At 52.4% G+C, this 24452-nt stretch carries 23 protein-coding genes; 12 read left to right on the forward strand and 11 right to left on the reverse strand.

What is annotated here, in order from left to right:
* Positions 1-52 precede the first annotated feature (52 nt).
* The 3 genes from MKY59_RS06920 to MKY59_RS06930 form a co-directional block, all read right to left on the reverse strand.
* The gene (locus MKY59_RS06920) at positions 53-1141 is read right to left on the reverse strand and encodes a Xaa-Pro peptidase family protein (RefSeq protein WP_339276732.1); all 1089 of its coding nucleotides are present in this window, start codon (positions 1139-1141) and stop codon (positions 53-55) included.
* A 184-nt stretch (positions 1142-1325) separates the two neighbouring features.
* Positions 1326-2063 (reverse strand): MBL fold metallo-hydrolase, encoded by a 738-nt coding sequence (locus tag MKY59_RS06925; RefSeq protein ID WP_236415017.1) that lies wholly within the window; start codon positions 2061-2063, stop codon positions 1326-1328.
* 59 nt (positions 2064-2122) lie between these two features.
* A complete protein-coding gene (locus tag MKY59_RS06930; protein ID WP_236415016.1) occupies positions 2123-2668 on the reverse strand; it encodes a hypothetical protein in 546 nt (181 codons plus the stop codon).
* Positions 2669-2793: 125 nt separating this feature from the next.
* On the opposite strand from MKY59_RS06930, the gene MKY59_RS06935 reads away from it, so the two are divergent.
* Entirely contained in the window at positions 2794-3657 is an 864-nt protein-coding gene (locus MKY59_RS06935; protein ID WP_339276734.1) for an SDR family oxidoreductase, read from the forward strand.
* 15 nt (positions 3658-3672) lie between these two features.
* On the opposite strand, the gene thrS is transcribed toward MKY59_RS06935, so the two are convergent.
* The 3 genes from thrS to MKY59_RS06950 form a co-directional block, all read right to left on the reverse strand.
* Positions 3673-5658 carry a threonine--tRNA ligase gene (gene thrS, locus MKY59_RS06940; RefSeq protein WP_339276735.1) on the reverse strand — a complete coding sequence of 662 codons (1986 nt, stop codon included), beginning with the start codon at positions 5656-5658 and terminating at the stop codon, positions 3673-3675.
* Positions 5659-6111: 453 nt separating this feature from the next.
* Positions 6112-7887, reverse strand: a complete 1776-nt coding sequence (locus MKY59_RS06945; RefSeq protein WP_339276736.1) for a HAMP domain-containing sensor histidine kinase — start codon at positions 7885-7887, stop codon at positions 6112-6114.
* Positions 7884-8645: a response regulator transcription factor gene (locus MKY59_RS06950; protein ID WP_339278346.1), complete on the reverse strand. Its 762-nt coding sequence runs from the start codon at positions 8643-8645 to the stop codon at positions 7884-7886. Before MKY59_RS06950 ends, MKY59_RS06945 begins: the two co-directional genes overlap by 4 nt.
* A gap of 225 nt (positions 8646-8870) precedes the next feature.
* On the opposite strand from MKY59_RS06950, the gene MKY59_RS06955 reads away from it, so the two are divergent.
* From MKY59_RS06955 to MKY59_RS07005, 11 genes are all read left to right on the forward strand, one after another.
* Positions 8871-9953 (forward strand): peptidoglycan DD-metalloendopeptidase family protein, encoded by a 1083-nt coding sequence (locus tag MKY59_RS06955; protein ID WP_339276738.1) that lies wholly within the window; start codon positions 8871-8873, stop codon positions 9951-9953.
* 116 nt (positions 9954-10069) lie between these two features.
* Entirely contained in the window at positions 10070-10573 is a 504-nt protein-coding gene (locus tag MKY59_RS06960) for an N-acetyltransferase family protein (RefSeq protein ID WP_339276739.1), read from the forward strand.
* Between the two features lie 430 nt (positions 10574-11003).
* The gene (locus MKY59_RS06965; RefSeq protein WP_339276741.1) at positions 11004-11423 is read left to right on the forward strand and encodes a hypothetical protein; all 420 of its coding nucleotides are present in this window, start codon (positions 11004-11006) and stop codon (positions 11421-11423) included.
* Complete coding sequence (locus MKY59_RS06970; protein ID WP_236415002.1) at positions 11420-12700, forward strand: ammonium transporter; 1281 nt, start codon at positions 11420-11422, stop codon at positions 12698-12700. The genes MKY59_RS06965 and MKY59_RS06970 overlap by 4 nt, the downstream gene beginning before the upstream one ends.
* 235 nt (positions 12701-12935) lie before the next feature.
* Positions 12936-13868, forward strand: coding sequence for a YwqG family protein (locus MKY59_RS06975; protein WP_236415001.1), 933 nt, complete (start codon positions 12936-12938; stop codon positions 13866-13868).
* A gap of 183 nt (positions 13869-14051) precedes the next feature.
* Positions 14052-14510 (forward strand): DinB family protein, encoded by a 459-nt coding sequence (locus tag MKY59_RS06980; RefSeq protein WP_339276743.1) that lies wholly within the window; start codon positions 14052-14054, stop codon positions 14508-14510.
* A 388-nt stretch (positions 14511-14898) separates the two neighbouring features.
* On the forward strand, positions 14899-15837 hold the full coding sequence (locus tag MKY59_RS06985; protein WP_236414999.1) for an aminoglycoside phosphotransferase family protein: 939 nt from the start codon (positions 14899-14901) through the stop codon (positions 15835-15837).
* The gene (locus MKY59_RS06990) at positions 15824-16567 is read left to right on the forward strand and encodes a response regulator transcription factor (protein ID WP_339276744.1); all 744 of its coding nucleotides are present in this window, start codon (positions 15824-15826) and stop codon (positions 16565-16567) included. Before MKY59_RS06985 ends, MKY59_RS06990 begins: the two co-directional genes overlap by 14 nt.
* A gap of 62 nt (positions 16568-16629) precedes the next feature.
* Positions 16630-17742 carry a HAMP domain-containing sensor histidine kinase gene (locus MKY59_RS06995; RefSeq protein ID WP_236414997.1) on the forward strand — a complete coding sequence of 371 codons (1113 nt, stop codon included), beginning with the start codon at positions 16630-16632 and terminating at the stop codon, positions 17740-17742.
* A 90-nt stretch (positions 17743-17832) separates the two neighbouring features.
* Positions 17833-18516: a hypothetical protein gene (locus tag MKY59_RS07000; RefSeq protein WP_339276747.1), complete on the forward strand. Its 684-nt coding sequence runs from the start codon at positions 17833-17835 to the stop codon at positions 18514-18516.
* Between the two features lie 5 nt (positions 18517-18521).
* On the forward strand, positions 18522-20369 hold the full coding sequence (locus MKY59_RS07005; RefSeq protein ID WP_339276748.1) for a PBP1A family penicillin-binding protein: 1848 nt from the start codon (positions 18522-18524) through the stop codon (positions 20367-20369).
* Between the two features lie 142 nt (positions 20370-20511).
* Here the strand turns inward: MKY59_RS07005 and MKY59_RS07010 are convergent, their stop codons facing one another.
* The 5 genes from MKY59_RS07010 to MKY59_RS07030 all read right to left on the reverse strand — a co-directional run bounded on the left by MKY59_RS07010 (position 20512) and on the right by MKY59_RS07030 (position 24278).
* Positions 20512-20964 (reverse strand): threonine/serine exporter family protein, encoded by a 453-nt coding sequence (locus MKY59_RS07010; RefSeq protein ID WP_236414993.1) that lies wholly within the window; start codon positions 20962-20964, stop codon positions 20512-20514.
* Between the two features lie 17 nt (positions 20965-20981).
* Positions 20982-21800, reverse strand: coding sequence for a threonine/serine exporter family protein (locus tag MKY59_RS07015; protein WP_339276750.1), 819 nt, complete (start codon positions 21798-21800; stop codon positions 20982-20984).
* Positions 21801-22038: 238 nt separating this feature from the next.
* A complete protein-coding gene (locus MKY59_RS07020; protein ID WP_236414989.1) occupies positions 22039-22344 on the reverse strand; it encodes an acetyl-CoA acetyltransferase in 306 nt (101 codons plus the stop codon).
* A 90-nt stretch (positions 22345-22434) separates the two neighbouring features.
* Positions 22435-23763, reverse strand: a complete 1329-nt coding sequence (locus MKY59_RS07025) for a DUF4179 domain-containing protein (protein ID WP_339276752.1) — start codon at positions 23761-23763, stop codon at positions 22435-22437.
* Positions 23760-24278, reverse strand: a complete 519-nt coding sequence (locus tag MKY59_RS07030) for a sigma-70 family RNA polymerase sigma factor (protein ID WP_236414985.1) — start codon at positions 24276-24278, stop codon at positions 23760-23762. Before MKY59_RS07030 ends, MKY59_RS07025 begins: the two co-directional genes overlap by 4 nt.
* Between the last annotated feature and the right edge of the window lie 174 nt (positions 24279-24452).

Here is a 24452-nt window from a genome sequence, read left to right on the forward strand (position 1 = left end):
TTGGCGCGAAATGCATGCAGATTGCGCCGGTGAGTCAAAGTGCAGTTCAGGTTTAGTCCGTGAGCACTTGCAGCTCTTTCGGGTAGCTGGTCAGCACCTCAATCCCAGTGTCGGTCACGAGCACGTCATCTTCGATGCGCACGCCGCCAGCGCTGACATAAATGCCAGGCTCGATCGTAAACACCGTGCCTTCCTGCAGAATGTCCTGGTTCTGTCCATGCAGGGATGGATATTCGTGTACGTCGATGCCGAGACCGTGTCCTACGCGGTGCATAAACCGTTCCCCGTATCCTGCTTCTTCGATGACTTGGCGGGCGGCACGATCCACTTCCGCGCAGGAAATGCCAGGTTTCACGGCACGAATGGCCGCTTCATTGGCTGCAAGCACCGTATTATAGATGGTTTTCAGTTCCGGCGAAATGTCGCCAAAGGCAAACGTGCGGGTAATATCGGATGCATAACCTCCGGCATATACGCCCATATCGAACATAAGCAGGTCTCCGTGCTGCAGTTTGCGGTCACCCGGCGTGCCGTGCGGCAGTCCCGTTTTGGGTCCGGTCAATACCATCGTGTCGAAGGATGGACCGTCGGCGCCCAGTTTCTTCATTTGATATTCCATCTCGGCGACCAGCTCGATTTCGGTAACGCCTGCACGCACGTGGGAGAGACCTTGGCGCAGCACCTCTTCGATCAGATGAATGGCATGGCGCATGCGGGCCACTTCATCCGGCGATTTCTTCACGCGCAGCGCGCGCAGCAGCGAACCGACGTCTTCGAAGCGGGCAGAGCCGAGAGCGGCGGTCAACTGCTCATAACGGGATACCGTCACGTATTCTTTTTCGAGACCGATCCGTTCCAGCTTCCCTTGATAACGTTGCAGCAGGTTATATGGATTGTCCGTGTCCGAGTGCGTTACAATGTTTTTAACGATAGAAGCGGCTGATGCGGCATCCGCATCAAGGGCAGGCACGATCAACAGCGGCTCCTCGCCGCGGGCGAGCACCAGGCCGAGAAAGCGTTCATGCGGATTGCTTGCAAAGCCCGTCAAATAATAAATATGCTTCGGATCAGTGATCAGGACAGCATCAAGGCCGTTCGCCGACAGATCGGCTTCCAGGCGGGATAATGGGGTTGATGTCATGATTAGAACGTCCACCTTTCATATGTACATCGTTTTATTATAAGAGATGTTCGCAAAATTCCCAAATAGTTGCTTTCAATGGGAGGCGACACTATGCAAAGGAGCCAAGCCCTACATAGAGGACTCGGCTTCTTCGGCAGATGCGCGGATCGATTCGTATAAAATCGTCTGGCCGAAGCGATGATTACCGCGCTTCCTCGGCCAGAGCTTTGATGCGCCCGCTTGGGTCTTGGGTATATTCCCCGCCGTGATAACACAGTACCTTGTCCAGCTTGAGGCCAGTCAGGCGGTTCAAGCTGCGCAGCGCTTCAGGCATGTCCGGGGTAACCGTCGGCGCAGGGCCGACCAGTTCGTCGTCCACCACCCGGAGTTCGTCGGCCGCCAGAAGGAGATGTTGATCGCGAACATACAGGCAGATGTGCCCTGGCGTATGTCCTGGCGTATGGATGACCTGAATCCCGTCCTCGCCCTGAAGCGGCAGTATGTCCCCGTCCTGCAGGACGCGGGAGATTTGAATTTCGGGCAGCTGCGCAAGCAGCTGATCAGCGAGTTCGGCTATCGGTGCAGGTAGCAGTGCTATGCGTTCCGGCGTGAATTTGATCAACGGCAATTCGCCGTTCAGGTAAGGGACTTCTTCCGCATGTGCCAACACTTCCAAGCCGGGAACGGCGTCCAGCAGAGCGCCAAGGTTGCCGATGTGATCGATGTCCTGATGGGTAATGATAACGCGTTTGATATCCGACAGCTGCACGCCTTCCAGTTCCAGCGCAGCTTGCAGCTCCGCGAATTGTCCGATCATGCCCGTATCGATGAGCGTAATTCCGTCATTGTCGCGCAGCAGGACAGGATGGATCGGATTGAGGCCTGCCGGAGTAGGAATATGAAGTTGAAGCACGGTCAGGGATGGAATGGGTTTGTTCATTGATTCTCCGGAGCGGGGTCCGGCACACCTCCTTGGTTAGGTTTATAGTCTGCCGTCGGTTATGCCGGCCGGTATTTCAATTGTTTCCTGTATGCCTTCATCGTATCGAGAATCCACTCCAGGGTTCGGGAGGCATCGTGGTGATCTTTCATGACCGCAGCGAATTCAAAATGTTCAAGCATCAGCTTGTTTCTCAACTGAAACACCTGGACGATGGCTTCATCCGGCCGTTCCGACTCCTGCTTCGGTACCGGGGAGATATGCTGCTTTTTCAATTCGGCCTGAAGGATCTCGATGTTGGATCGGGAACGGTAGGCAGGAGTTTTCATCAATTGGACCGAATTGAAAGGCTGCTGGTACGATTGCTGGTACAACTCATGCAGCATGTGTTCGACAATGGTACAGCACTCGATGGTGATGGAAGCATATCTGCGATGCAAACGTCTTCGGGCCATTTCTCGGAGCTCTTCGTTCGTCCAATCGTCTTGTCGTGCAGACAAGGGGGATTCGGCCGTATGCCGCAGGTTGGCGTATTCCTTTTCCAGTCGTTTCAACTCAAGCTTGGCTTCTTTTTTGATTTTTTTGAATTGTTCTTTGCTCAGCATGTCATGTCCTCCCATATGAACCGGATGCGATGCTTCCATTATCTCATATTGTTCTTACGAATGCCTATCCCGCATAAAGCTATGCCAAATCGATAAGACCTTCGGGGTCAGGAGGTAAACGAATCATGTCCATAAAAACGGCGATCGTCACCGGTGCCAATTCCGGCATGGGACTCGCGACCACGATTGAACTGGCCAAACAAAACTACCGCGTTGTCATGGCTTGCCACAGCGAAGAGCGGGGCCGACAGGCGCTTCAGGAAGCATTGCGCGAATCCGGCTCCACCCACATTGAGCTGATGCTGTGCGATCTGGGATCGCTGGATAGCATTCGCCGGTTTGCCCGAGGCTTCCGCGAACGCTACGACACCCTTGACGTGCTGGTGAACAACGCGGGCGTAGTCATGACGAAGCGCGAAGAAACGAAGGATGGCTTCGAACGATGCATCGGCATCAACCATTTAGGGCATTTTCTGCTGACCTTGCTGCTCATCGAACCGCTTAAGGCCGCGGAACAGGGAAGGATCGTCAATGTTTCCTCCGGTGCCTATAAGGCGGGCAAAATGCATTGGGACGATCCCCATCTGCGCCAAGGGTTTAATCCAATCAAGAGTTACGCCCAGTCCAAACTGGCGAACATTCTGTTCACGCGCATCCTGGCCAGGAAGCTGTCGCATACCCGGATTACGGCGAACAGCCTGCATCCCGGCGCGGTAGGCACAAGCATCGGCGTGAATCGGAACACCGGATTCGGCACACGCATCATGGCTTTTATGGGCAAACTGCCTTTTTTCCTTACGCCAGCAGAGGGGGCCAGAACGGCGATCTATCTGGCAACAAGCCCGGATGTCCAGGGCATTTCTGGCGCTTATTTCTACCGCGAAAAGGAACAGGAGCTGAAGCCCCACGTCCTAAATGATGCGGAAGCCGAACGCTTCTGGACATGGAGCGAGCAGCAAGTTGGCCTTGGGCCGGAAGAACGGCTGTAACCGTGCGGCGGCGTATCAGGCTTTGGCGCGAACGGCTGCCTGAATCTGCTGAATGACGGCTTCGATGTCTTGCATGCCTTGATCGCCTTGCCCGTGAATGCGGACGGAGGCCGCCGATGCCAGCTTCTCTTGCTCACCTACGATAAGCGAATAAGGCACTTTTTGCAGCTGCGCTTCGCGCAGTTTGTAACCCAGCTTCTCGCTGCGCAAATCCGCATCGGCCCGAATGCCGGCTCCCCGCAGCCGCTGCAGCACTTCCATGGCATAGCCTGCATAATGGTCGGACACCGGGAGCAGCTTTACCTGAACGGGAGCCAGCCACAGCGGGAACGCGCCGGCATAATGTTCTGTCAGTATGCCGATGAAGCGGTCGATGGAGCCGTAGATCGCACGGTGGATGACCACTGGACGATGCTTCTGGCCGTCTTCGCCGACATAGCTCAGGTCGAATTTTTCGGGCATCTGGAAATCCAGTTGGATCGTCCCGCATTGCCAGCTGCGCTTCAGCGCATCGAGGATGTGGAAATCGATTTTGGGGCCGTAGAAGGCGCCGTCTCCTTCGTTCAGGCGGTACTTCACGCCGCGGCGTTCCAATACGTTTCGCAGTGCTTGTTCGGCTTGATCCCACAGCTCGGGCGATCCCATGAAATCTTCGGGCCTTGTGGACAGCTCGATCGCGTAATCGAAGCCGAAAATGTCGTACATCCGCCCGATCAGCGAAATCGCCTGGTTGATCTCGTCTTCAATCTGCTCCGGCAGGACGTAGAGGTGGGCGTCATCCTGACAGAATGTGCGCACCCTCATCATGCCGTTCAGCGCTCCCGAGAATTCGTGGCGATGCACCTGGCCGAATTCCATCAGGCGAATGGGCAATTCGCGGTACGAGTGCAGTTGATTTTTGAAAATGAGCATATGACCCGGACAGTTCATCGGTTTCAGGGCAAATGTGTCATCGTCCACGTCCGCGAAATACATGTTGTCTTTATAATGATCCCAGTGGCCGGATTGTTCCCAAAGCCTGTTGTTCATCATCAATGGCGTGCGAACTTCCTGATATCCGGCCTGCAGCTGCAGTTCGCGCGAGAATTGCTCTAATTCAGTACGGATCGTCATGCCTTTGGGCAGGTAGAAGGGCATCCCCGGCGCTTCCTCGGAGAACATGAACAACTCCAGCTCTTTGCCGAGCTTGCGGTGATCCCGCTTCTTGGCTTCCTCCAGCATTTCCAAATGGGCCTCCAGCGCGGCCTTGCTCGGAAAAGCAGTGCCGTAAATGCGCTGCAGCATTTTGTTGTCCGAGCTGCCCCGCCAGTATGCCCCCGCCACGCTCAGCAATTTGAAGGCTTTGATCCGGCCAGTCGAAGGCAGATGCGGTCCCCGGCACAGATCCGAAAATTCTCCCTGTTCGTAAATCGACAGCTCTATATCTGCGGGCAAGTCACGAATCAGCTCCAGTTTATAAGGCTCATCTTGTTCCTCGAACAAGCGGAGGGCCTGTTCCTGATCCAGCACGCGGCGCTTGATGTCCAGGTTTTCCCGGACAATGGCGTGCATTTCCTTTTCGATATCGGCCAGATCCTTTACGGACAACGTTTGATCCAGATCAATGTCATAATAAAATCCGTCTTCAATTACCGGACCGATACCCAATTTAACTTGGCTTGCGCCATAAAGGCGTTTCAACGCCTGAGCGAGAACGTGGGCTGTAGTGTGGCGATACCGGCGAAGTCCTTCTTCGCTGTCCAAGGTTACGATTTCAAGTCGATCCTGGTGCGCCAAGACATAGTCCAGGTCGACATGTTGACCATTGACGATCCCGCCGATGGCTTGTTTGCCCAGGCTTGTGCTGATGGAAGCGGCCACGCCCCCGACGGAAACGCCTGCTTCAAAGACGCGACTCTCGGCCTGATTGAGGTAAATTTCGATGCGGCCCTCTGATGGGCTGGAAGAAAGCGAAGACGGTGAATGGCTGGCGGAATTGCCTTGTTTTTGTGAATGACTCATGTGGAAACACACTCCATTTTTTAGAATTGGAAGCGCAAAAAACACCCGTCCCGGAAAAAGGGACGAGTGCGCTCGGCTCGTGGTTCCACCCTGATTCGGCGATGAACTCCCGCCGCGGCCAGCCGCCGCAAGCAAGGTCTATTCATCACCCTCATTGGATCCGTTATCGGGGATCAGACGGCGAACTCTACTGGCGGCCGGCTGGATCTTGCGGAAGGCTCCGGAAGAAAGGCCGGGGTTCAAGCTCGCGGCTGCGGAGGGGTAACTTCGATCCGTTCGCTGAAGAAGGTTTCACCAATCCCTTCTCTCTCTGGGCAGCACGCAATCGAAATCATGTCTCCGGTCATTGCCATATATTCAGGTCATGACGAAGTCGGTCATGGGATGAATGTGGTTCAATTTTTTGGAACAGGTGTTATTGAGTGTCGATTATATAGACTGAAAAAGGAAAGGTCAAGGGGCAAGGTTCGATTTGTTTTTTGATTTTTCGTCCCATATTAACCAAATGATCGTTCCCTCATCAGGAGCGGACTGTACCTCGATCCGGCCTTTCATTGCTTCGATCAACCCTTTGGTTACCGCCATGCCAAGACCTGATCCGACATCCGATGTACCTGTGTCCGTACCGCGATAATAACGTTCAAACAGCTTCCATACCGTCTCCGGTTCCATGCCTCGTCCATCATCGGCAAACTGGATGCTGAATGCACCTGTTTGTTCCCCGGGATGCACAGTAACGACGAGCTTGGTCTCGGGCGGATTATGGAGAAGGGCGTTGGCAGTCAGATTATCCACGATTCGTTCGAACGAAGGGATATGCACAAGGCCATGCACAGGCACTTCGGAAGGTTGGAATGTGATACGATCCTCCCCGTATGCCGGGTTTTGTTCAGCGCGCTGGATGAGATCATGAAGCAACGTATTTACGTCAGTATTCTCCACGTCAGGTTGGTACCCCCCACTGCGCAATCGATAGGTCATTGCAAGGTCATTCACAAGCCTGTCCATATACATGGATTTATCCAGCATGATCCCCGCAAATTCCTTGACTTCCTCCTCGGTCCAGTTATACTTTTCTGCCTCAAGCATATGGGCATACCCCTGAATGGAGGAGAGGGGGGTCTTGAGATCGTGCGTGATGCCGGCAATCCATTCCTCCCGCAGCGACTCGGTTTGTTTGCGAAGCTCTTCATCTTGCTTCAACGTATGGGACAAAGCCTGCATGGAGCGAAGCACTTCAGCATACACGCGGTATTTTCGTTTCCACTTTCCGTTGCGACGCTGGCTGCGAGGCACGCCCGAGGCCCCTGTAGGTTCTTCATAATGCCCCCGCTCCAGGCGCTGCAACCATTGGAGCATATGCAGCATGGGGGAACCGAAACGATTTGCATACCAAAAGGCAAGCAACATGAGTAAAACGATGACGGACAGGATCAAGACGATCAAAGTGGGCTCCAATATGAAATTGTAGGGGTTCTGGTCGCCCGGCAATGATGGGTCGCCGGGTACGCCGATCAGCCAGGTGGTTTCATTCTGTTCATCGTACCAGGTTGCCATGGATATGCCTGATCGACTGGGATAACGGACAAGCAGAATCAATTGCTGAAGGCTGTATTGGCTGGGCACGCCCATGGCCGGTTTGTTATAGGAGACGAGCTCGCGTCCGCTCGCGTCCAATACTTGAAGGTAAGCGTTGGCGGAATAAATGAGTTCCTGCGCATCGGGTTTGAGAACCAGCTTCCCGCTAGTGTAGGAATGATCTGGCCGTATTTGATCCAGTAAGGCTCTGGCCGAATTCCGTTCGCCGTATAACAGGGTGAAGTTCTTTCCGTTTTTCTCACGGATCAGGATGGTGAGCTGATAAGGAAACGGTTTTTCGGCTTCCCAATATGCAATCAATTCTCCCGGTTTATAGTGAGCAGGCACGTCGGACGGGGTGTGGTAATCGTCAATGGCGTAGCCCTGTTCGTCCAGGACTTGCAGCCATCCTTGATTTTTGTCGACCTGCTCCAGCAGCTTGGGATCATACTTTATCGTACCATCCGGCATAAACTCTGCGGTGTCGATCAACTGGTCAAGACCACTGTAGGCAAAATCATCGACCAGATTCACTTCATTTACCTTCTGCACGACCCAGTACGTGGCCAGTGAACCAAGCAGGATAATAAGAATGACCGTCCCGGCAAGCATCCCGATAAATCGGGTCATTAACCTGCGGCGAATGCTCATGGACGAGATCCATTGTCCGGCTGAATCAGTTTGTAACCCAGGCCGCGGACATTGACGAGAAACACAGGATTGGAAGGGTCGGCTTCGATCCGCTCCCGAATGCGGTGGATATGAACCATAACGGTGTTATCATCGCTTATGGCTTCCGAGCCCCATACCCGTTCATATAGTTCCGATTTGGTGAAGATGCGGTTGGGATGTTTGCAAAAAAAGAGCAGCAGTTGAAAAACAAGTGCCGGACAGGATACCGCTTGTCCTTCAACCTGAAGCTCGCCAGCCAGTTCGAGCACCTGAAATCGTCCAAAGTCATATACCCCCTCTGGAATATCGGGAGACGACGCAATTACGTCAGAATCGCCTTGTTCCGGAATTGCTGCTGTTTTTGAAGGCAAGTATCGTTTTAATAATGATTTGATTCGGGCCACCACTTCGAGAGGGTTAAACGGTTTGATGACGTAATCATCGCCCCCGACGGCGAACCCGGTTAATTTGTCATAATCGGTGGTTTTGGCTGTTAGAAACAGGATGGGAGCATCGGTGACCTGCCGCAGAAAAGGACAGATTTCCAGCCCGCTTTTGCCGGGGAGCATGATGTCCAGCACGATGCAATGATAGGTCTTGCTGCTGCATGCTTCCAATGCGGCTTCGCCTGTCGTTACGGTATCGATATCCAGAAACTGCTCTTTAAGCAGAACGGTTTTGAGCATATGCAGAATAGCTTGTTCGTCATCCACAAGCAGTAATGAGACATGATTCATCATGGAATGAATGACCTCCTCGTACTTTCAAGACGTTTACTGCTAATCATACCATTCGGAAGACCTCTTGGGCTGCCTCCTGTCTTAACGGAACCTTAATTATGAAACGTCGGAAGCATGACGAGTTTAGCTGGATGTAAGGAAGAGTTAGACGAAGGATAAGATTCATTTTGTACACTTAACGTAAACGTAGATTGATTAGCGGAAAGGAAGGTTGCAAGCTCAATGAACATGTTGTGCAAAGGGTACCCGAAGAACGGCAAGAGCCGGGGTTTGGCTGTCATAGCGCTTGGAGGTTGTTTGATTTTGTCTGCCTGCGGTCATTCGATAACGTCCGAACAGGGCGAACAGGCGGAGCAGCCACCCGTTGAACAGACAGCCAGGCCGAATGAATCAAGTGAAAAAATCAATCAGGAACAGACTGAAACTCCGGGAGGGGACGCCATGGTAACGCCAGACAATTTCATAGATATACTGATGAACGGTTCGAAGGACGCAATCTATAGCCAGTTTACCCCTGAAATGAAGGAAGTCGTAACCTTGGAGCAGTTCAAGGCGTCTGCCGAAAGCTTTCTGGAGGGGGTGACATCTTGGGATCAGGTAGTCGATGCAAAAATAGACCATTTAACGGAGTGTGCCTGGATGGACAAGGCAGGGGTCAAAGGTGTACAGGTGAGTTTTACAGCGGACAACCAGATTGCTGGCTTGGTCATTCTGCCGCTGGAAACCCATGAGGATACCGACGTTAAATTTACCAAAACTGAGTTTCACTTCCCGTTAAAGGGGGAGTGGTTTGTTTTCTGGGGAGGCAGCAACGTTTTGTCCAACTACCACTATGAGCATGAAACACAGCGCTACGCGCTGGACGTTGTGCGCACGAAAGATCAATTAAGTTATCAAGGTGATGCAGCGGTAAACGAGAACTACTATGCTTTTGGTGAGCCGCTGTACGCGGCTGCAGACGGTACTGTCGTTGAAGTCAAGAACGATATTCCCGATAACTCGCCGGGCGTGATGAATGCTGAGGAGCCTGCGGGCAATTATGTGGTCATCGACCATGGACATGGAGAATACAGCATCACCGCACACATCAAGGAAGGCAGCATATCGGTCAAAAAAGGAGATAAGCTCAAGCAGGGAGACCAGATTGGCGAGCTTGGCAACTCGGGCAACTCCAGTGAAGCTCATCTGCATTTTCAGGTATCGGACGGTCCGGATCTGTTTACCTCTCGTTCAATCAACATTCGTTGGGCAGACCAGAGTCAGCAGATGACCCGGGGAAACACAGTGCAGGGGCTGCCCGAGTAAATTCGATAAATTCGTTTGTTCACTGTCCCGATGTTTAAGGGTGACGTCGGCTTCTTTTCTCCGTTATAATATCCTCTATAATCAGAGGTTTGATTTGGAACGATGGAGGAGTAGAGATGAAGCTGGAACATGCGCAGATTGAATATGCGCGCCTTGAGGACTTGCCGAGGATCGTGGAGATTTATAATTCGACCATTGAGAGTCGTATGGTCACGGCCGATTTGGAGCCTGTGACGGTAGAACAGCGCATTCCTTGGTTCGAGGAGCATACCCCTGATCGTCGCCCCCTATGGGTAATGAAGCACAATGGTGAAGTCGTCGCATGGGCAAGTCTGAGTTCGTTTTACGGACGCCCGGCGTATGATGGTACGGTTGAGGTTAGCATATATGTGGACGAGAAAAGCCGTGGTCTGGGTGCTGGCGGCAGGTTGTTGAATACGGTTTTTGATGCATGCCCTGGATTGTGCATTACAACGATTCTCGGTTTTGTTTTTGGCCATAATGAGCCAAGCCTGGGACTGCTTCGCAAGTATGGTTTTGAACAGTGGGGTTATTATCCCGAGGTTGCCGTGCTGGACGGCGTGAAGCGGGATCTGGCGATTCTGGGCAAAAAGATTTAAGCAGGACACCCTCGCTGAGGAGTGTTGATAAATAAACATGGAAGAAGGGTCGCCGAGATCGGTGGCCTTTTTTGCGTGTGCTGAATTTGCTTTGTTAAACAGGTTAGATGTGTCCGTTCCTAACGAATCACAGGCAAGTTATGTTGGAGTTTTTCAGGCCTTTAAACAGAGTACAGGGGAGAAGGTATGTCAGCTTTTATGCGGTCGGTCTGAAGTGGAAGATTTTGAGCAGTTATGGGCAATCTCAAAACGCAAAGCAATATAGCATCGATTTCGCCTTGTTACCTGTAGTGAGTGCTGCTTGATATATAAAAATCCAAGAAAATCATGGAACGACAAAAAACCATCTCCAAAAAAAGATTGACGGTAAGGTCTATGCATTTTATAATCGGTAGCAAGTGACTTGATATGTGAGGAGTTCTGACATGACATGTTAGTAATTGATGAGGTATACCACCATACAGCATTGCAAATATCATCGTCCGATTTATTGTACCTTATCGAAAGGCTTAAGGTCAAAAAGGAAAATGAGATTGACTCACTCAAGCTTAAAATCGAGCAATTCGAACAGAAACGGCGGGCCGAGGAAATAGCTTACCAATCCCTCTCTCCTGTGCGCAAGTGGTTTACGGGCAGGCCGGCCTCCCATCACCAGGCTGTCGAATATATGGTACAGGTGAAGGAACGGTTCCGCAAGATGGAACAAATCAAACGGCGCATCCGCGAACTGGATCGAATTGCCGGGCAAATCGCGCATCCGGACATCATCGAGCGGGACGAAATCGAGCTTGCTCCCGACTTGATCCGAGAAATTCTGCAGCTTAGGGAAACGGAGGATGCACAGGCATGACGATAGAGATATTGGGCTCGGGCCTTAATACGATTTGGGTCGTGCTCAGCGCGGCCATGATACTGCTTATGGAGGGCGGGTTCGCCCTGCTTGAGGCAGGTTTTGTCCGATATAAAAACAGCGTGAACATTATTATGAAGGTGTTTGCTGACATTACGATCGGCACGCTGCTGTTCTATGCGATCGGGTTCGGGTTGATGTACGGCTCGGATGCCGGAGGCATTGTGGGTATCACCGGTTTTTTCCTGAACGGGGATCTTTCTCACCTGGAAGTTCCTGTATCGCTGGAGACATTTTGGCTGTTTCAGGCAGCATTCACGATTGCAGTCATTTCCATCGTGTCCGGTGCGGTGGCTGAACGGATCCATTTCAGGGCATATCTGCTGTACATCATTCTGATGACCGCAGTGATCTATCCGATCGGCGGCCATTGGGCCTGGGGCGGAGGCTGGCTGAGCAGCCTCGGCATGCAGGATTTTGCGGGTTCGGCGGTCATCCATGCCTTGGGCGGGTTCTCGGCACTGGCGGCAGCAATGATCATCGGCCCGCGCAAAGGCAAATATACGGCACAGGGCGTAAGTGCCATCGCGCTGCCGAGCAATTTGCCGCTGGCTTCCGTCGGCGCGTTTCTGCTGTGGTTCGGCTGGTTCGGCTTCAATGCCGGCAGCACGCTGAGCGCCACGGACGTGCGCATCGGCCATATTGCCATCGTGACGATGCTGTCCGCAGCGGCAGGCGGGGCGTCAACGCTGCTCTACACGCTGTTCCGCTATAACCGTTCGGATGCCCCCTCGGTCATCAACGGCTCCCTTGCCGGGCTGGTCGGGATAACCGCAGGGTGCGCTTTCGTTGGCGATCTGGCCGCCATTCTGATCGGCGCGGTCTCCGGCCTGCTTATGATGGCGGCCACGAATTGGCTGGATCGGCGAAAGATCGACGATCCGGTGGGCGCTTTTCCGGTCCATGCCGTTTCAGGCATGTGGGGCACGATTGCCGTCGGATTGTTTGCCACGGAAGGCGGCCTTTTTACAGGCGGAGGCTGGAAGCTTCTTGGCGTACAGGCATTGGGTCTAGTCGCCTTGGTGTTATGGGGATTCATCATGACCTGGCTTGGACTGAAGCTGATCGGTAAACTTGTTCCCGTTCGCTCGACTGAGGAGGAGGAGGAGCTTGGACTGGACATTAGCTACCATGGCGTCATGGCTGCTCACCAGTCGCATGAATTCCTGGACGGAGAGGAACATATTATCGGTTATCGGAACGGGCGGACCGATTGAAGACGAGACATAGCGCCCGAACATACATGAAATGAAACCAAGACCAATGTCCGAATGAGCTCTCTGACAGAAGACCAATCTTGTGGCACATCTGCGTATATAGAGAAGTTCATAGATGTTGGTCTTTTTTTTGCTCCAGGCAGGGAAAAAAACGCAATCTCCAGAATATACATGTAGGAATCCGAATACGTCTCACCAGGGATGTCTTTGTCTGAGTCTGAGGAGGAGGAGCATAATGATTAAACCTGAACAATGTGAGCGTCTGAACCGCAAAGCACGTCAAGTGCTGGGGGACTACGGTCTTGATGCCGCTGCTGATCTTTTGTTGTCCGCTGGACGTTGGGGAATTCGCCTCGATGCAAACGCGCCGGACGAGTACCGGAGAACCGGGAACTCGCGTGCCGGAGGTGACCCTGATTTGCCGGACGATATGGAGTGGCCGGTGACCAAGGATGGAATTCCGATGACTTTTTTAGCCCAGTTGAATCTGGTGGATCTTACTCCCTATACGCCGAATAACGGGCGGGGGAGCTTGCCGGAGCGCGGGATGTTATACTTTTTTATCGGCGTGGATGAGCCGGCGTACAATATCGAGCATCGTGTCATTTACGAGCCGAATACTCAAGATTTGAATCGGCGCACACCGGAAGGGAAAACCGCGCTGGACACTGAATTCGAGCCCCACTGCGTCACCGTGCTGCCTAATCTTGAACTACCTACATATGCCTATGTGGATACGAAAGCGCTGAACGCGCTTGCGGTTCCGTCATCCGGTCAGGATGATGCGGGCGAGGAGCTGTTTAACAGGTACATTGAATTCGAATCCGACTGGAACCACCCGAGCGACCAGACTTGGGGAGGCATGTTCGGGTATCCTGACGGACAGCATCCGGATGCGGAGCATCAGGCGCTGCTGCAAATTTTGTTGGGAGAAGAGTACGATTATAACGAACAGGAATGCATGCGCAAGCTGAAGGCGCATTTTGATGGAGACGAACAGCGCGTAGCACGCGAGTTGGACGATACGCTGCTGCTGCTGAAGATGGATACCCATGACGGCATCGGCTTTCAGTGGTGGGACTGCGGCGAGCTTCAATTCTATATTCGCAAGGAAGATTTGCTGGCAGGCCGTTTTGAACGTACGTACTGTTCGATTTATTCCAGCTGATGTGCAGCGGCGTAGCGGAAATGAGAAACAAAAGCGCCCCTAATCCCGTCTAACGGGAGAGGGGTGCTTTTTTTGCCGGCTTTGTGTTTAACGAAGCGATTTTGTTTATATAAAAAGGAGGGATATTTTTGATTGTTATGCGATCGTATGTTCTGTATAATGTAATAAAAGGAAGTGTTTGCGTTGATAGAATCCGTGTTCAAACATATTGATGCTGCAATAGACTCGCTGCTTGACATCTGCGATCAACTGTCAGAGGAAGAGCTGGCCATGACTCCGATCGAAGGAAAGCGGTCTTTGGGAGAGCTGTTGTCGCATATGTCCTTGATCTGCCGAGCAGACTTATACATATCCGAAGGGGCCTCCCTTGCGCAGATGCAATCGTTTTATGAAACGAATTCCCCGCGTACAATCGACGAGATCAAGAAGGCGTTTTTGCATAACAGGACATATTTGCACTTGAGATACTGCCGATTTACGACCGAAGATCTGTTAAAGGTCACGGAATCGTATTGGGGAGCCTCGTATAGCCGTCTGGAGTGGCTGCTTGAAATCATGGGCCACCTTTATCATCATAGGGGGCAGCTGTACACCATGCTTGCTTTGACCGGCAAGGAACAGAAAGTGGCGGTTCTTCAATGAATAACTTGGTCTTTTGAGGAATGGAGTTCCCGGTCTTCCGGAAAAGGGGAATTCGTTCATTATGAAAAGGTAAATACATAACGTTGGTACATCATTTGGTACATATATAAACCGCAAAAAACATACACACGTTAACGGAGAGGCAGAACCAATCTGAAGAAGCGGAGCGGTCTAAAAGCTTTCTGAAAGAAAGCTGCTTCGGAAGCATAGGCTTTTCACCGGATTTTCCCTTAGAAAAAGGGGATTGGAGAAATCCGGGGATAACAACGATCGGAAATGGTACTGCACTCGCAGTGCCTTGATGTGATTCATTATTGTGGTTTATATAGGCAAGGATGCAGGTATATTGGATTTGAATGAACCATAACGGAGTTGGGAGGAAATCGAATTGGAACTGGGCAATTCACATGACCGATTGCTGGATGCGCTAAGGGTTGTGCCGGAATTACGGCAGGCCACGGCGATTGAGCCGATTTTGAAAGGGTACTCGCCGGACCGGAAGTTCAAAGTGACTGTTCCCTCGCAGGGCCAGTATCTTGTACGTACCTATGATTCGAGCCAAGAGTCGAAGAAACAGGCCGAGTTTCAATGGATGCACGGTGCCAGGCAGATAGGTGTGATGAGTCAGTTACCCGTAGCGATGGGGAGGCTGGATGAGGGACAAGGGTATATGGTACTGAGCTATATTGAAGGCGAGGATGCTTCTGACGTACTCCCCCGGTTATCGGAGAAAGTACAACGGGATATCGGAATGCAGGCCGGCGCGCAGTTGAGAATGCTCCATCGCCTTCAGGTTCGGGATCAGCCCGAATCATGGTTTGTCCGCAAAAGCAAAAAGCATCGACGCTATATGGAGAAGTATGTTCAATGCCCCATCGTGATGAAACGGGATGAATCCATCCTGGCCTTTATTGACAGCCGCTTGCATTTGATGAAACATCGTCCGGATCGGTTTCAGCACGATGATTTTCATCCTGGAAACCTGATCGTAAAGGATGGCAGATTAGCCGGGATCATCGACTTTAGCCGTTTTGATCAAGGCGACCCGATACACGAGTTTTTGAAACTGGGATTGTTCGGGGTAGAAGCCAGCATTCCCTATGCCATTGGACAAGTGGAAGGTTATTGTGGGGGGAACCGGCCTGATGAGACGTTCTGGGCGTTGTATTCGTTGTACTTGGCGATGGCGCTTGTCTCCTCGGTGGTCTGGATTCAACAAGTGAAGCCGGAGGAAACAGATGACATGATGGCCAAGATCGAGCGGGTTCGCGAGGAACATGACGATTTTCGCAGAATCGTTCCCCGGTGGTATAATGAATCATCATGAATCGTGGAACGAAAGGAATAGTGACGTGGCAGAGCCAGCAACCATTTTGCTCGTGGATGACGAGCATGAAATCATCAAATTGATGGAAATTTATTTCGGTAACGAAGGGTACCGCATTCTTACGGCCCATGACGGGGTCGAAGCCCTTGAACAATTGAGAAAAGAGCGGGTGGATCTCATCGTCCTCGACGTGATGATGCCCAACATGGACGGCATTGAAGCATGCATGAAAATTCGCGAGGAACAAAAAATGCCGATCATCATGCTTTCCGCCAAAAGCATGGATATGGATAAAATCATGGGGCTGAGCATCGGAGCTGACGACTATGTCACGAAGCCATTTAATCCTTTGGAACTCGTGGCTCGGGCAAAATCGCAGCTGCGCAGATACTACCAATTTAATGAAGGCCGGGAAAAAAGGAAACATGAGCTCACCATCGACGAATTGGTCATCAATACCGATACGCATGAAGTGTGGGTCGATGAACAGCCGGTTCATCTTACGCCGCGCGAGTTTGCGGTACTCGAATTGTTGGCCCGCCACCAAGGCTCTGTGCTCAGCATGGAGCAAATATACCAACAGGTCTGGAAAGAAGAATACATGGAATCAAGCAACACGGTGATGGTACATATCCGCAAAATTCGCGAAAAGATTGAACCGGACAAAAAAAATCCGAAATTCATCCAGACGGTGTGGGGCGTCGGCTATAAAATGATCAAACCACAATAAAACAATGGCACGTCCGTCGTTTGTATAATGTTGCGTGAATGGTACGCGCAGGGAGTTGCATCATGAATTCAAAGTTGATAAATACGGTACGCTGGAAGTTCATCTATGCCTTTTTGCTGAGCGGCATTCTAACAGCAGCCATTTTGTACGGGGGCAACCTGATTGTGCAATCCATACTTGCAGCGCAAACATATCCGAACTATTCTGCCCCCGCACGGGGAATTCGGTGGTTGATCAACTACATCGGGTCCGTCCCGCTCATGATTGTGGTTGGCGTTCTCGGCTTTGTGTTGTTTTTCTTTCTGTTGACGCGCAGAATTATGCTTGTGCTGGACGAGATTACGGAAGGCATTCAGGAAGTCGCCAAGGGAGAATTGGCCCACCGGATTGAGGTGAAGACGTCGGATGAGTTCGGCGTGGTTGCTGCAAGTATCAATCAGATGGCTGAGCGGCTGGAAAAGTCGCTGCAGGAGGAACGCAGCGCCGTTGCTGCCAAAAATGAGCTGATTACAGGCATTTCCCATGACCTGCGGACACCGCTGACGTCCATTCTCGGATTTTTGGAGTATATTGAGAAGGATCGTTATCGGGACGAAATTGAGCTTCGTCACTACGTCAGCATTGCCTACGACAAATCGTTGACGCTGCGCAAGTTGATTGACGATTTGTTCGAGTATACCCGCGTAAGCGGGGGAGGATTGCCGTTATCCTTTGTTCCGCTTAACCTTTGGCCTTTTTTGATGCAGCTTGCGGAAGAATTCGCGCCAATGCTGGAAGAGGCGGGCATGACCTATAGCTTTGTTGGCGACCAGCAAGAGGTATGGATTGAGGCTGCCCCGGGAGAGTTGGTGCGCGCATATGAGAATTTGCTCAGCAATGCGATACGCTACGGGGCGAGAGGGAAACTTGTGGAGATCGCGATTGCTGCCGAAGAGAACGAAGCCGTGGTGCGAATCAGCAATTATGGCGATCCGATTCCTGCCCAGGACTTGCCTCATCTGTTTGAACGGTTCTATCGGGTGGACAAATCCCGGTCGCGTGAAACGGGTGGGACAGGACTTGGGCTCGCGATTGCCAAATCGATGGTCGAGCTGCATCATGGCACGATTATGGCGACAAGCGAGAACGGTCGAACGGATTTTGTTACCCGTTTTCCGCTCGTTTTAAGAAAATGATAAGAAGTTCCCCGCTTCTTCGTTAAGAAACATTCGGTATCTTTATATCCATGAGTTCTAAATGACTACGCTATGGAGGAGGATACCTGAATGAACAGACGGATGGACAGCGTAAGGAGCAGGTATGCATACATTTGCGGAGCGAGTGCACTTCTCAGTGCGGCGCTCCTGTTTGTCATGGCTCAAACGTTTGAATTCATTTATCGTCATGTACTTGTCGGGGACGGATCGTTGTCCCGCATCGTTCACTGGGTGATCAATCACATCGGGAGAACTCCGTTTCTTTTTGTAGGCGGGGCAGTTCTGTTTATGCTGTTTTTTTGGATTCGTTCCCAGAAGGTTAGCGCCGATCTGGAGCAAATTGCCCGGGGCACGCACGATATGGCGCACGGCAGGATGCCCAAGACGATCGAAGTGATGAGCGGAGGAGAGCTTCGGCAAATCGCCGCCGATCTGAATGAAGTGGCTTATCGGTTGCAAGAGGAGCAAGGAGCTTTTCATGCAGAGGATACATCTCCAATTGAACATGTTGACGCGGTAGCGGAAGCAGGCCCTACGACAAATGTCCCTGTGCAGCTTACGTTGTACGGAATTCGATCCTCTCTCACCGAAGTGTTGGAAGGACGTTGTCGTGATGAGGCGGAGATCCAGCATTGGGTCCGGCTGGCCTATGAGCAGACCGTGCTGCTTCAACATGCGCTGGAAGACGCGGAGCGGCAGGGGGCAGACGATATGGCTCGCGAACGATCGCTACAACGGGACACGGGATGTTGAAACGAATGCACAAGCGTTGGTTGTACCGGATTTATGATGTATCCGTTCTAATCGTGTTTTTGATGGCGATGGCTTGCGCCTATATGTTGATTTACGGTGAGGTGGTGGTGCGCGGCAATCCGCCCGCATTATCCAAGGTTTCTTCAACGACGATCCTTAACGCGGAGGATGAAGAAGTAGCGAAGCTGCGTACCGACTATAAGGGATATGCGGAGTATGCCCGTTTGGAGGAAATGCCGAAACTGCTCATCGATGCGTTCCTTGCCACGGAGGATCGGCGCTTCTATAGTCATCATGGAATGGACGTCATCGGAATTGGCAGGGCGCTGCTGCAAAATACGCTGCATATGGATATTAGTCAGGGCGGGAGTTCCATTACCCAACAACTGGCCAGGAACCTGTATTTGAATGGCAACAAAACGCTCATTCGCAAAGTGAATGAAGCGTCCATTGCCTTTGCGCTCGAAAAGAGGTATGCCAAGGATGACATTCTGGAAATGTACCTGAACCGCATTTATATGGGTCGCCAGCAGTACGGCGTGAAGGCTGCTGCCTGGAGATATTTCGGGGTAAGGGATCTGAACGAGCTCAGCATCGGACAGATTGCCTCGTTGGTTGGAATGCCCAAAGGTCCTTCGATTTACAATCCTGTCGATGACCCTCGGCGATCGGAGCAAAGAAGGGACGTCGTTTTGACCATTATGCACGAGCAAGGCCTGATTACAAGGAGAGAGATGGAAGAAGCAAAGCGTGCCGAATACGAAACGTCGTCATCGAAGGCGGCAATGGACGAGGATGGGGAACCGGCCTACATATCTGCTCTGGATGCGGTATTGGAGGAAGCATCGCAGTTGACGGGCAGAAGCAAGGAACAGATTCAGAATGCCGGATGGACGATTCGCACAGGCCTGGACGATACGGCCCAACTTGCGATGGAAAGCGTGTTTCAGGACTCGTCCCGTTTTCGGGACGACCGGGCGGATGAACAGGTGCAAGCGGGTATGGTTATCGTGGATCAACATAATGGGGAAGTAAAAGCCATGATGGGGGGCCGCGATCCGGTCGCAGGGGGCATCAACCGTGCCACGGCGGATGTCAGGCAACCAGGCTCTGTTTTCAAACCCGTGATTGCGTACGGTCCAGCGCTCGAATCCGGGAGGTATTCGCCGAACAGCATGCTGCCCGATAAACCTCTTCGTTACGGCGGCTACCAGCCCCGCAACCCGGGAGGGCATTATCGCGGGAGCGTGACCATGATGCAAGCGGTGGAGAAGTCGATCAACAGTACGGCAGTATGGCTGGTCAACGAAAACGGGCTGGATGAATCGCGACAGTTCGCTGAACGGCTAGGCATCGCACTGGGGGATGAGGACCGGAACCTGTCCATTGCACTCGGTGGACTCCATAAGGGGGTATCACCGTTGAAGATGGCCCAAGCTTATGCCGTATTTGCCAATGGAGGCAAATTCAATACGGCGCATCTGATTCGCGATATTACGGATGCTCAGGGAAAGAAAGTGGTTGAGTACCGGCCTGAAAACAAATCGGTGATCTCTTCCCGAACTGCTGCGGAAATGACGAAGATGCTGCAACGCGTAGTCAGCCAGGGCACAGGGAAACGGGCCCGGCTAATCGGTCATCCGGTTGCAGGCAAAACGGGAACGACTCAGGCGGGGGTTTCCGGAGCCGGGCAGGGAGCGAACCGGGACTTGTGGTTTGCGGGTTATACGGATCGTTGGACAGCCGCTGTATGGATGGGGTTTGATCATACGGATCGCGACCATTACATGACGGCCGGCAGCGGCGATGCGGCAGAGCTCTTCGCGGCAGTCATGAAGCGTGCGCTGCCGTAAAACGCGTTTTTTCTTCATCTCAGAAATGCTCGTGCCGTGTTGAACCTGTTGTACAGATTCCGCTGCAACAACAGCCCATACGAACAGAAAGGCAATCTGTTCGTATGGGCTGTTCGACATGCGTGAAGCTTCGAAAAAAACATTATCGTTTGGCGTGCGCAGACCTGGAGGACAACCGCCGGATGGTTTGATTCAGCACCTCGGATAATACGAGTCCTACCGCAATCGCTCCTGACAACATCAACGCTTTGGCGGCCATCTCCATGGCCGTGTTGTAGTCGTTTTGCACGAAATTGCGCATGGCGTTGTAGGCAAGCCCCCCTGGGACGAGCGGGATGATGCCTGCGACGCTGAAAATAATGACGGGAGACCGGAACATGCGGGCAAACCATTGGCTGATGACGCCGACCGCGATGGTGGCCGCAAGCGTTGCGGGTACGGCATCTGCGGCATATTCCAGCGCAACATAGATTAGCCAGCCGATCATGCCGACGAAGCCGCCGTGGAGAAGCATGCGCCGTGGCGCATTGAAAATGATGCCGAACGCAGCGGACGCGATAAAACTGGTCAGCGCTTGTTCCAAAACATGAAGCATACGTGCATTCCTCCGTGTTACGCCCAAAATGAAAATACGACTGCGATGCCCGTGCCGATGGCAAAGGCGGTCAGGAACGCCTCGGCCCCTTTGGACAATCCTGATACGAGATGTCCGGCCATCAGATCGCGCACGGCATTTGTGATGAGCAGACCCGGTACCAGCGGCATGACCGAACCGATAATGATTTTGTCCCGCTCATGTCCGGCGCCGATGTACACCAGCAGAAAGGCGAGCAGGCCAACGACAAACGAGGCGCTAAGCTCGGCGAAAAATTTGACCAATACGAGCCGATGAAAGGCGATGACTGCGGCATAACCGACGCCGCCGCACAAGAGGGCAGGCAGGAAATCGCCCCATGTGCCGCCGAACATAATCGTAAAACAACCGCTGGAAAACGCTGCAGCAGCTAACTGTACGGCCGTGGAATAGGAAGAAGGTTGTCCTTCGATCCGCTGCAGCAGCTCATAGGCTTCCTCCACGGTCAATTCCCCTTGGCCGATGCGGCGGGAGACGGCATTCACTTCAGACACTTTGTACAGGTTGGTCGTCCGTTCCGAAATGCGAATCAGCTTGGCCGGTTCGGTGGCGTCCGCCGAGAAAAAAATGCCTGTCGGCACGACATAACTATGGGAATGGGGCAGTCCCAGTGCCGCCGCCATACGTTTCATCGTATCTTCCACCCGGTAGGTTTCGCCTCCGCTTTGCAGCATGATTTTGCCCGCAAGCAGGCATATGGCGATAACGCGCGACTGCTCTGCAGCATGATTAGCAGGGGGAGTAGATTCCCTTGGATTTGAAAGAGACGTTTCAGTGTCTGATTGCATATATTTCAACGGGATCAAGCTCCGTTTCTGGATAGGATAAGGAGGCTGTTGCCGACCTTATTGTACCATATTTCAAGCGTGAACCAAGAATGCGTTGCGCCTGTGGTGCATCCCCCTGTTTGATCCTTGGGGATTGTCCGAAGGATTGAGCAGCTGTTACATCCCCAAAAGCCCCGTCTCCGAAATGCTGCATTTCGGAGACGGGGCGATCGGACTGGCGTGTCGGGGAGAAACGGCGTCACATCAATTACATCAGCAACGTAATGACCAGCAGCTCATACAGCACCAGAGGCAGGATGGTTGGACCGAACAACGCGCGCGGCTCCGGATATCCATGCATGGGCGTAACCTGAAGGTAAAGGATGCCGCGGTCGGCGCTGACAATGACGCCTTCCCAGACTTGCCCGTCAATGTTCTGGACTTGAACCTTCCGACCGGTATACTGGCGAACGGTCTGATGAAGCGCATTTCGCGTCTGTTGAACCGATTGAAGCAATGGCGTATGGGCCTGATACACAATGACTGCTGTCGGCGTGGATGGCGTTTCGGACATAATGCACACCTCTTCCTCGTAATGGGTTCCTGCTTCAGCATATGCATTCGCCTATATAAAGGTGATTGGGCGTACATTGTGTAAGTTTTGTTATTCCAGTGGAATATCCAGCGAAAACGGGGAACTGCTTTCCATCGGATATGATCCGATGCGCAGGGTTAGCTTGCCCTTGATGGAAGCACCGTTTTCAATGGTATACCATGCCGCGGCTTCCCCTTGATCGGGGGCTTCCCAGCTCGTGTTGGGTATGACGTAGTGTTTCCCTTGTTCGTCGGCAGCTGTGCTAAACGTCAGGGGAGAGACGCCGTTCTGGAAATGGGAAAGATGGAATTCAAGAACGCGATCTCTGCCTTTGACTTCGCTATCCGCAAACGTCAAACCTTTCGGCCCGCCTTCGAGGCGTCCTGTTTTCAGATCAATCGTGACATCCAAATCCGTTTTGTCCAGCGCGGATAACCCCGAACCCTGAAGCGTCAATTTCTTCGGAATCGCAAAGTACATGCTTTCAAAAAAGATGGAGCGCTCGTCACCACTGGATGTGGCCAGGTTGGTTCGCCATGCGCGCCCTTGCTCATCAACCAGCTGTAGATTGCGAAGACCGAAAATCTCCTTTGAATTGTCCGGGTCGAATTTGACGTCGAGCTTAAGTCGGGTGGGATAGAGTACAGCTTCGCCAAACTCGATTCGCTGGCCGTCGATCGTTGCGGTTTGGTGAATCGGAATCGTCTTTTTCATGCCCTTGGTAAGGCTGTAATCAACGGGGAACGTAACGCTCCAGGTTCCGGGTTGAGCTGTGTCTCTCGATTGGAATTGTATCGTGATTTTATCAGGCTTCACGGCTTCTTCCGACATGAATGCATCAATATATCCTTCATACGTATCCGTACTGCCGGTTTGTCTCGGGGATTCGTAACTCATCCCGACCGAAAGCCCTTCGCCATGTTCATCCTGCAATTGGATGTCGTACAAGCCGCCCTCGCGATTGCTTACCCCTTTCATCGTGTAAAAAATAACCATGCGTGCGTCATCGGTGATCACGCCGTTTACGGTCACAGAGATCCCGTCATGCTCGTCGGTGATATTCACCGTCTGTAACAATGACTGATCTACGGCCAACTGCAAGCCTTTGTCTTGGCGAATCAGGTTCACGATCCCTTCCATGCCCGGCAGCTGCTCCACAAACGAGGCGAATGCGGGCGACACGCGAATACAGCCCGTAAACAGCAGTATAATACATGCCGCCGAAAGCCCGCTCAGGCCCCAGCGAAGCCTGGACTTGCGATTCCGTGTAGCTTTGCGAATGCCCGATTGTACAGCAAGGTGAGCGATTTCATCGGGCACAGGGATCGCGTCATACTCCGCTTTGCGAGCATGCAGCCGCCGTTCCAACGCTTCGAACGTTTTATTTTCATCGGTCATAACGAGGTATCTCCTTTCGTATCCAAATGATTGCGCAGTTGGCCCAGTGCCCGATGCAGGCGCGATTTCACCGTACCGACCGGAATGTCCAGAATATCTGCAACCTCCGTCAGGGGAAAACCCTCAAAATAACTTAAAATAATGATATCCTTACAGCCCGGTTCCAGCGCTTCGATGGCTGCGGCGAGGTCGGGGTCCTGCGGCGTATCCCAGCTGCTTGGTTCAGCCGCGAGTGCGGCAAACGGGCTGAACCGATGCTTGCGTTTACGCTCGTCCGCGCAGTAGTTCAGCAGAATACGGACCAGCCATGTGCTGAAGAAGGCAGGTTCCTTTAATTTTTTCAGCTTGCGAAAGGCTCTGTAGGTGCATTCCTGGATCGCTTCGAGCGCGTCCCCTTCATTATGGAGATAAGCATAAGCGATCCGGTACAGCCGGTTCCGATGCAAGTCCATTAAGGCCGAAAAAGCCTCGGCATCCCCTCTCTGTGCGGCGACGGTCAATTCGGAAGGGGTCACAGGCTCTCCTCCTTTCGTGGATGTGTTGCGTATTAGACGGCGAGAGAGGGCAAACGGTTCTCGATTATGTAAAAAATCTTGCTCTTGCCTGCGGCCATGAAAGCTAAAGATGTGAGCTCATGCCAAAAACCGCCAGTCTCTCGCTAAAGAGGCGGGCGGTTTGTCGTCGCAGGG

The sequence above is a fragment of the Paenibacillus sp. FSL W8-0426 genome (genome assembly GCF_037969725.1).
In the GTDB taxonomy this organism is placed as follows: domain Bacteria; phylum Bacillota; class Bacilli; order Paenibacillales; family Paenibacillaceae; genus Paenibacillus; species Paenibacillus hubeiensis.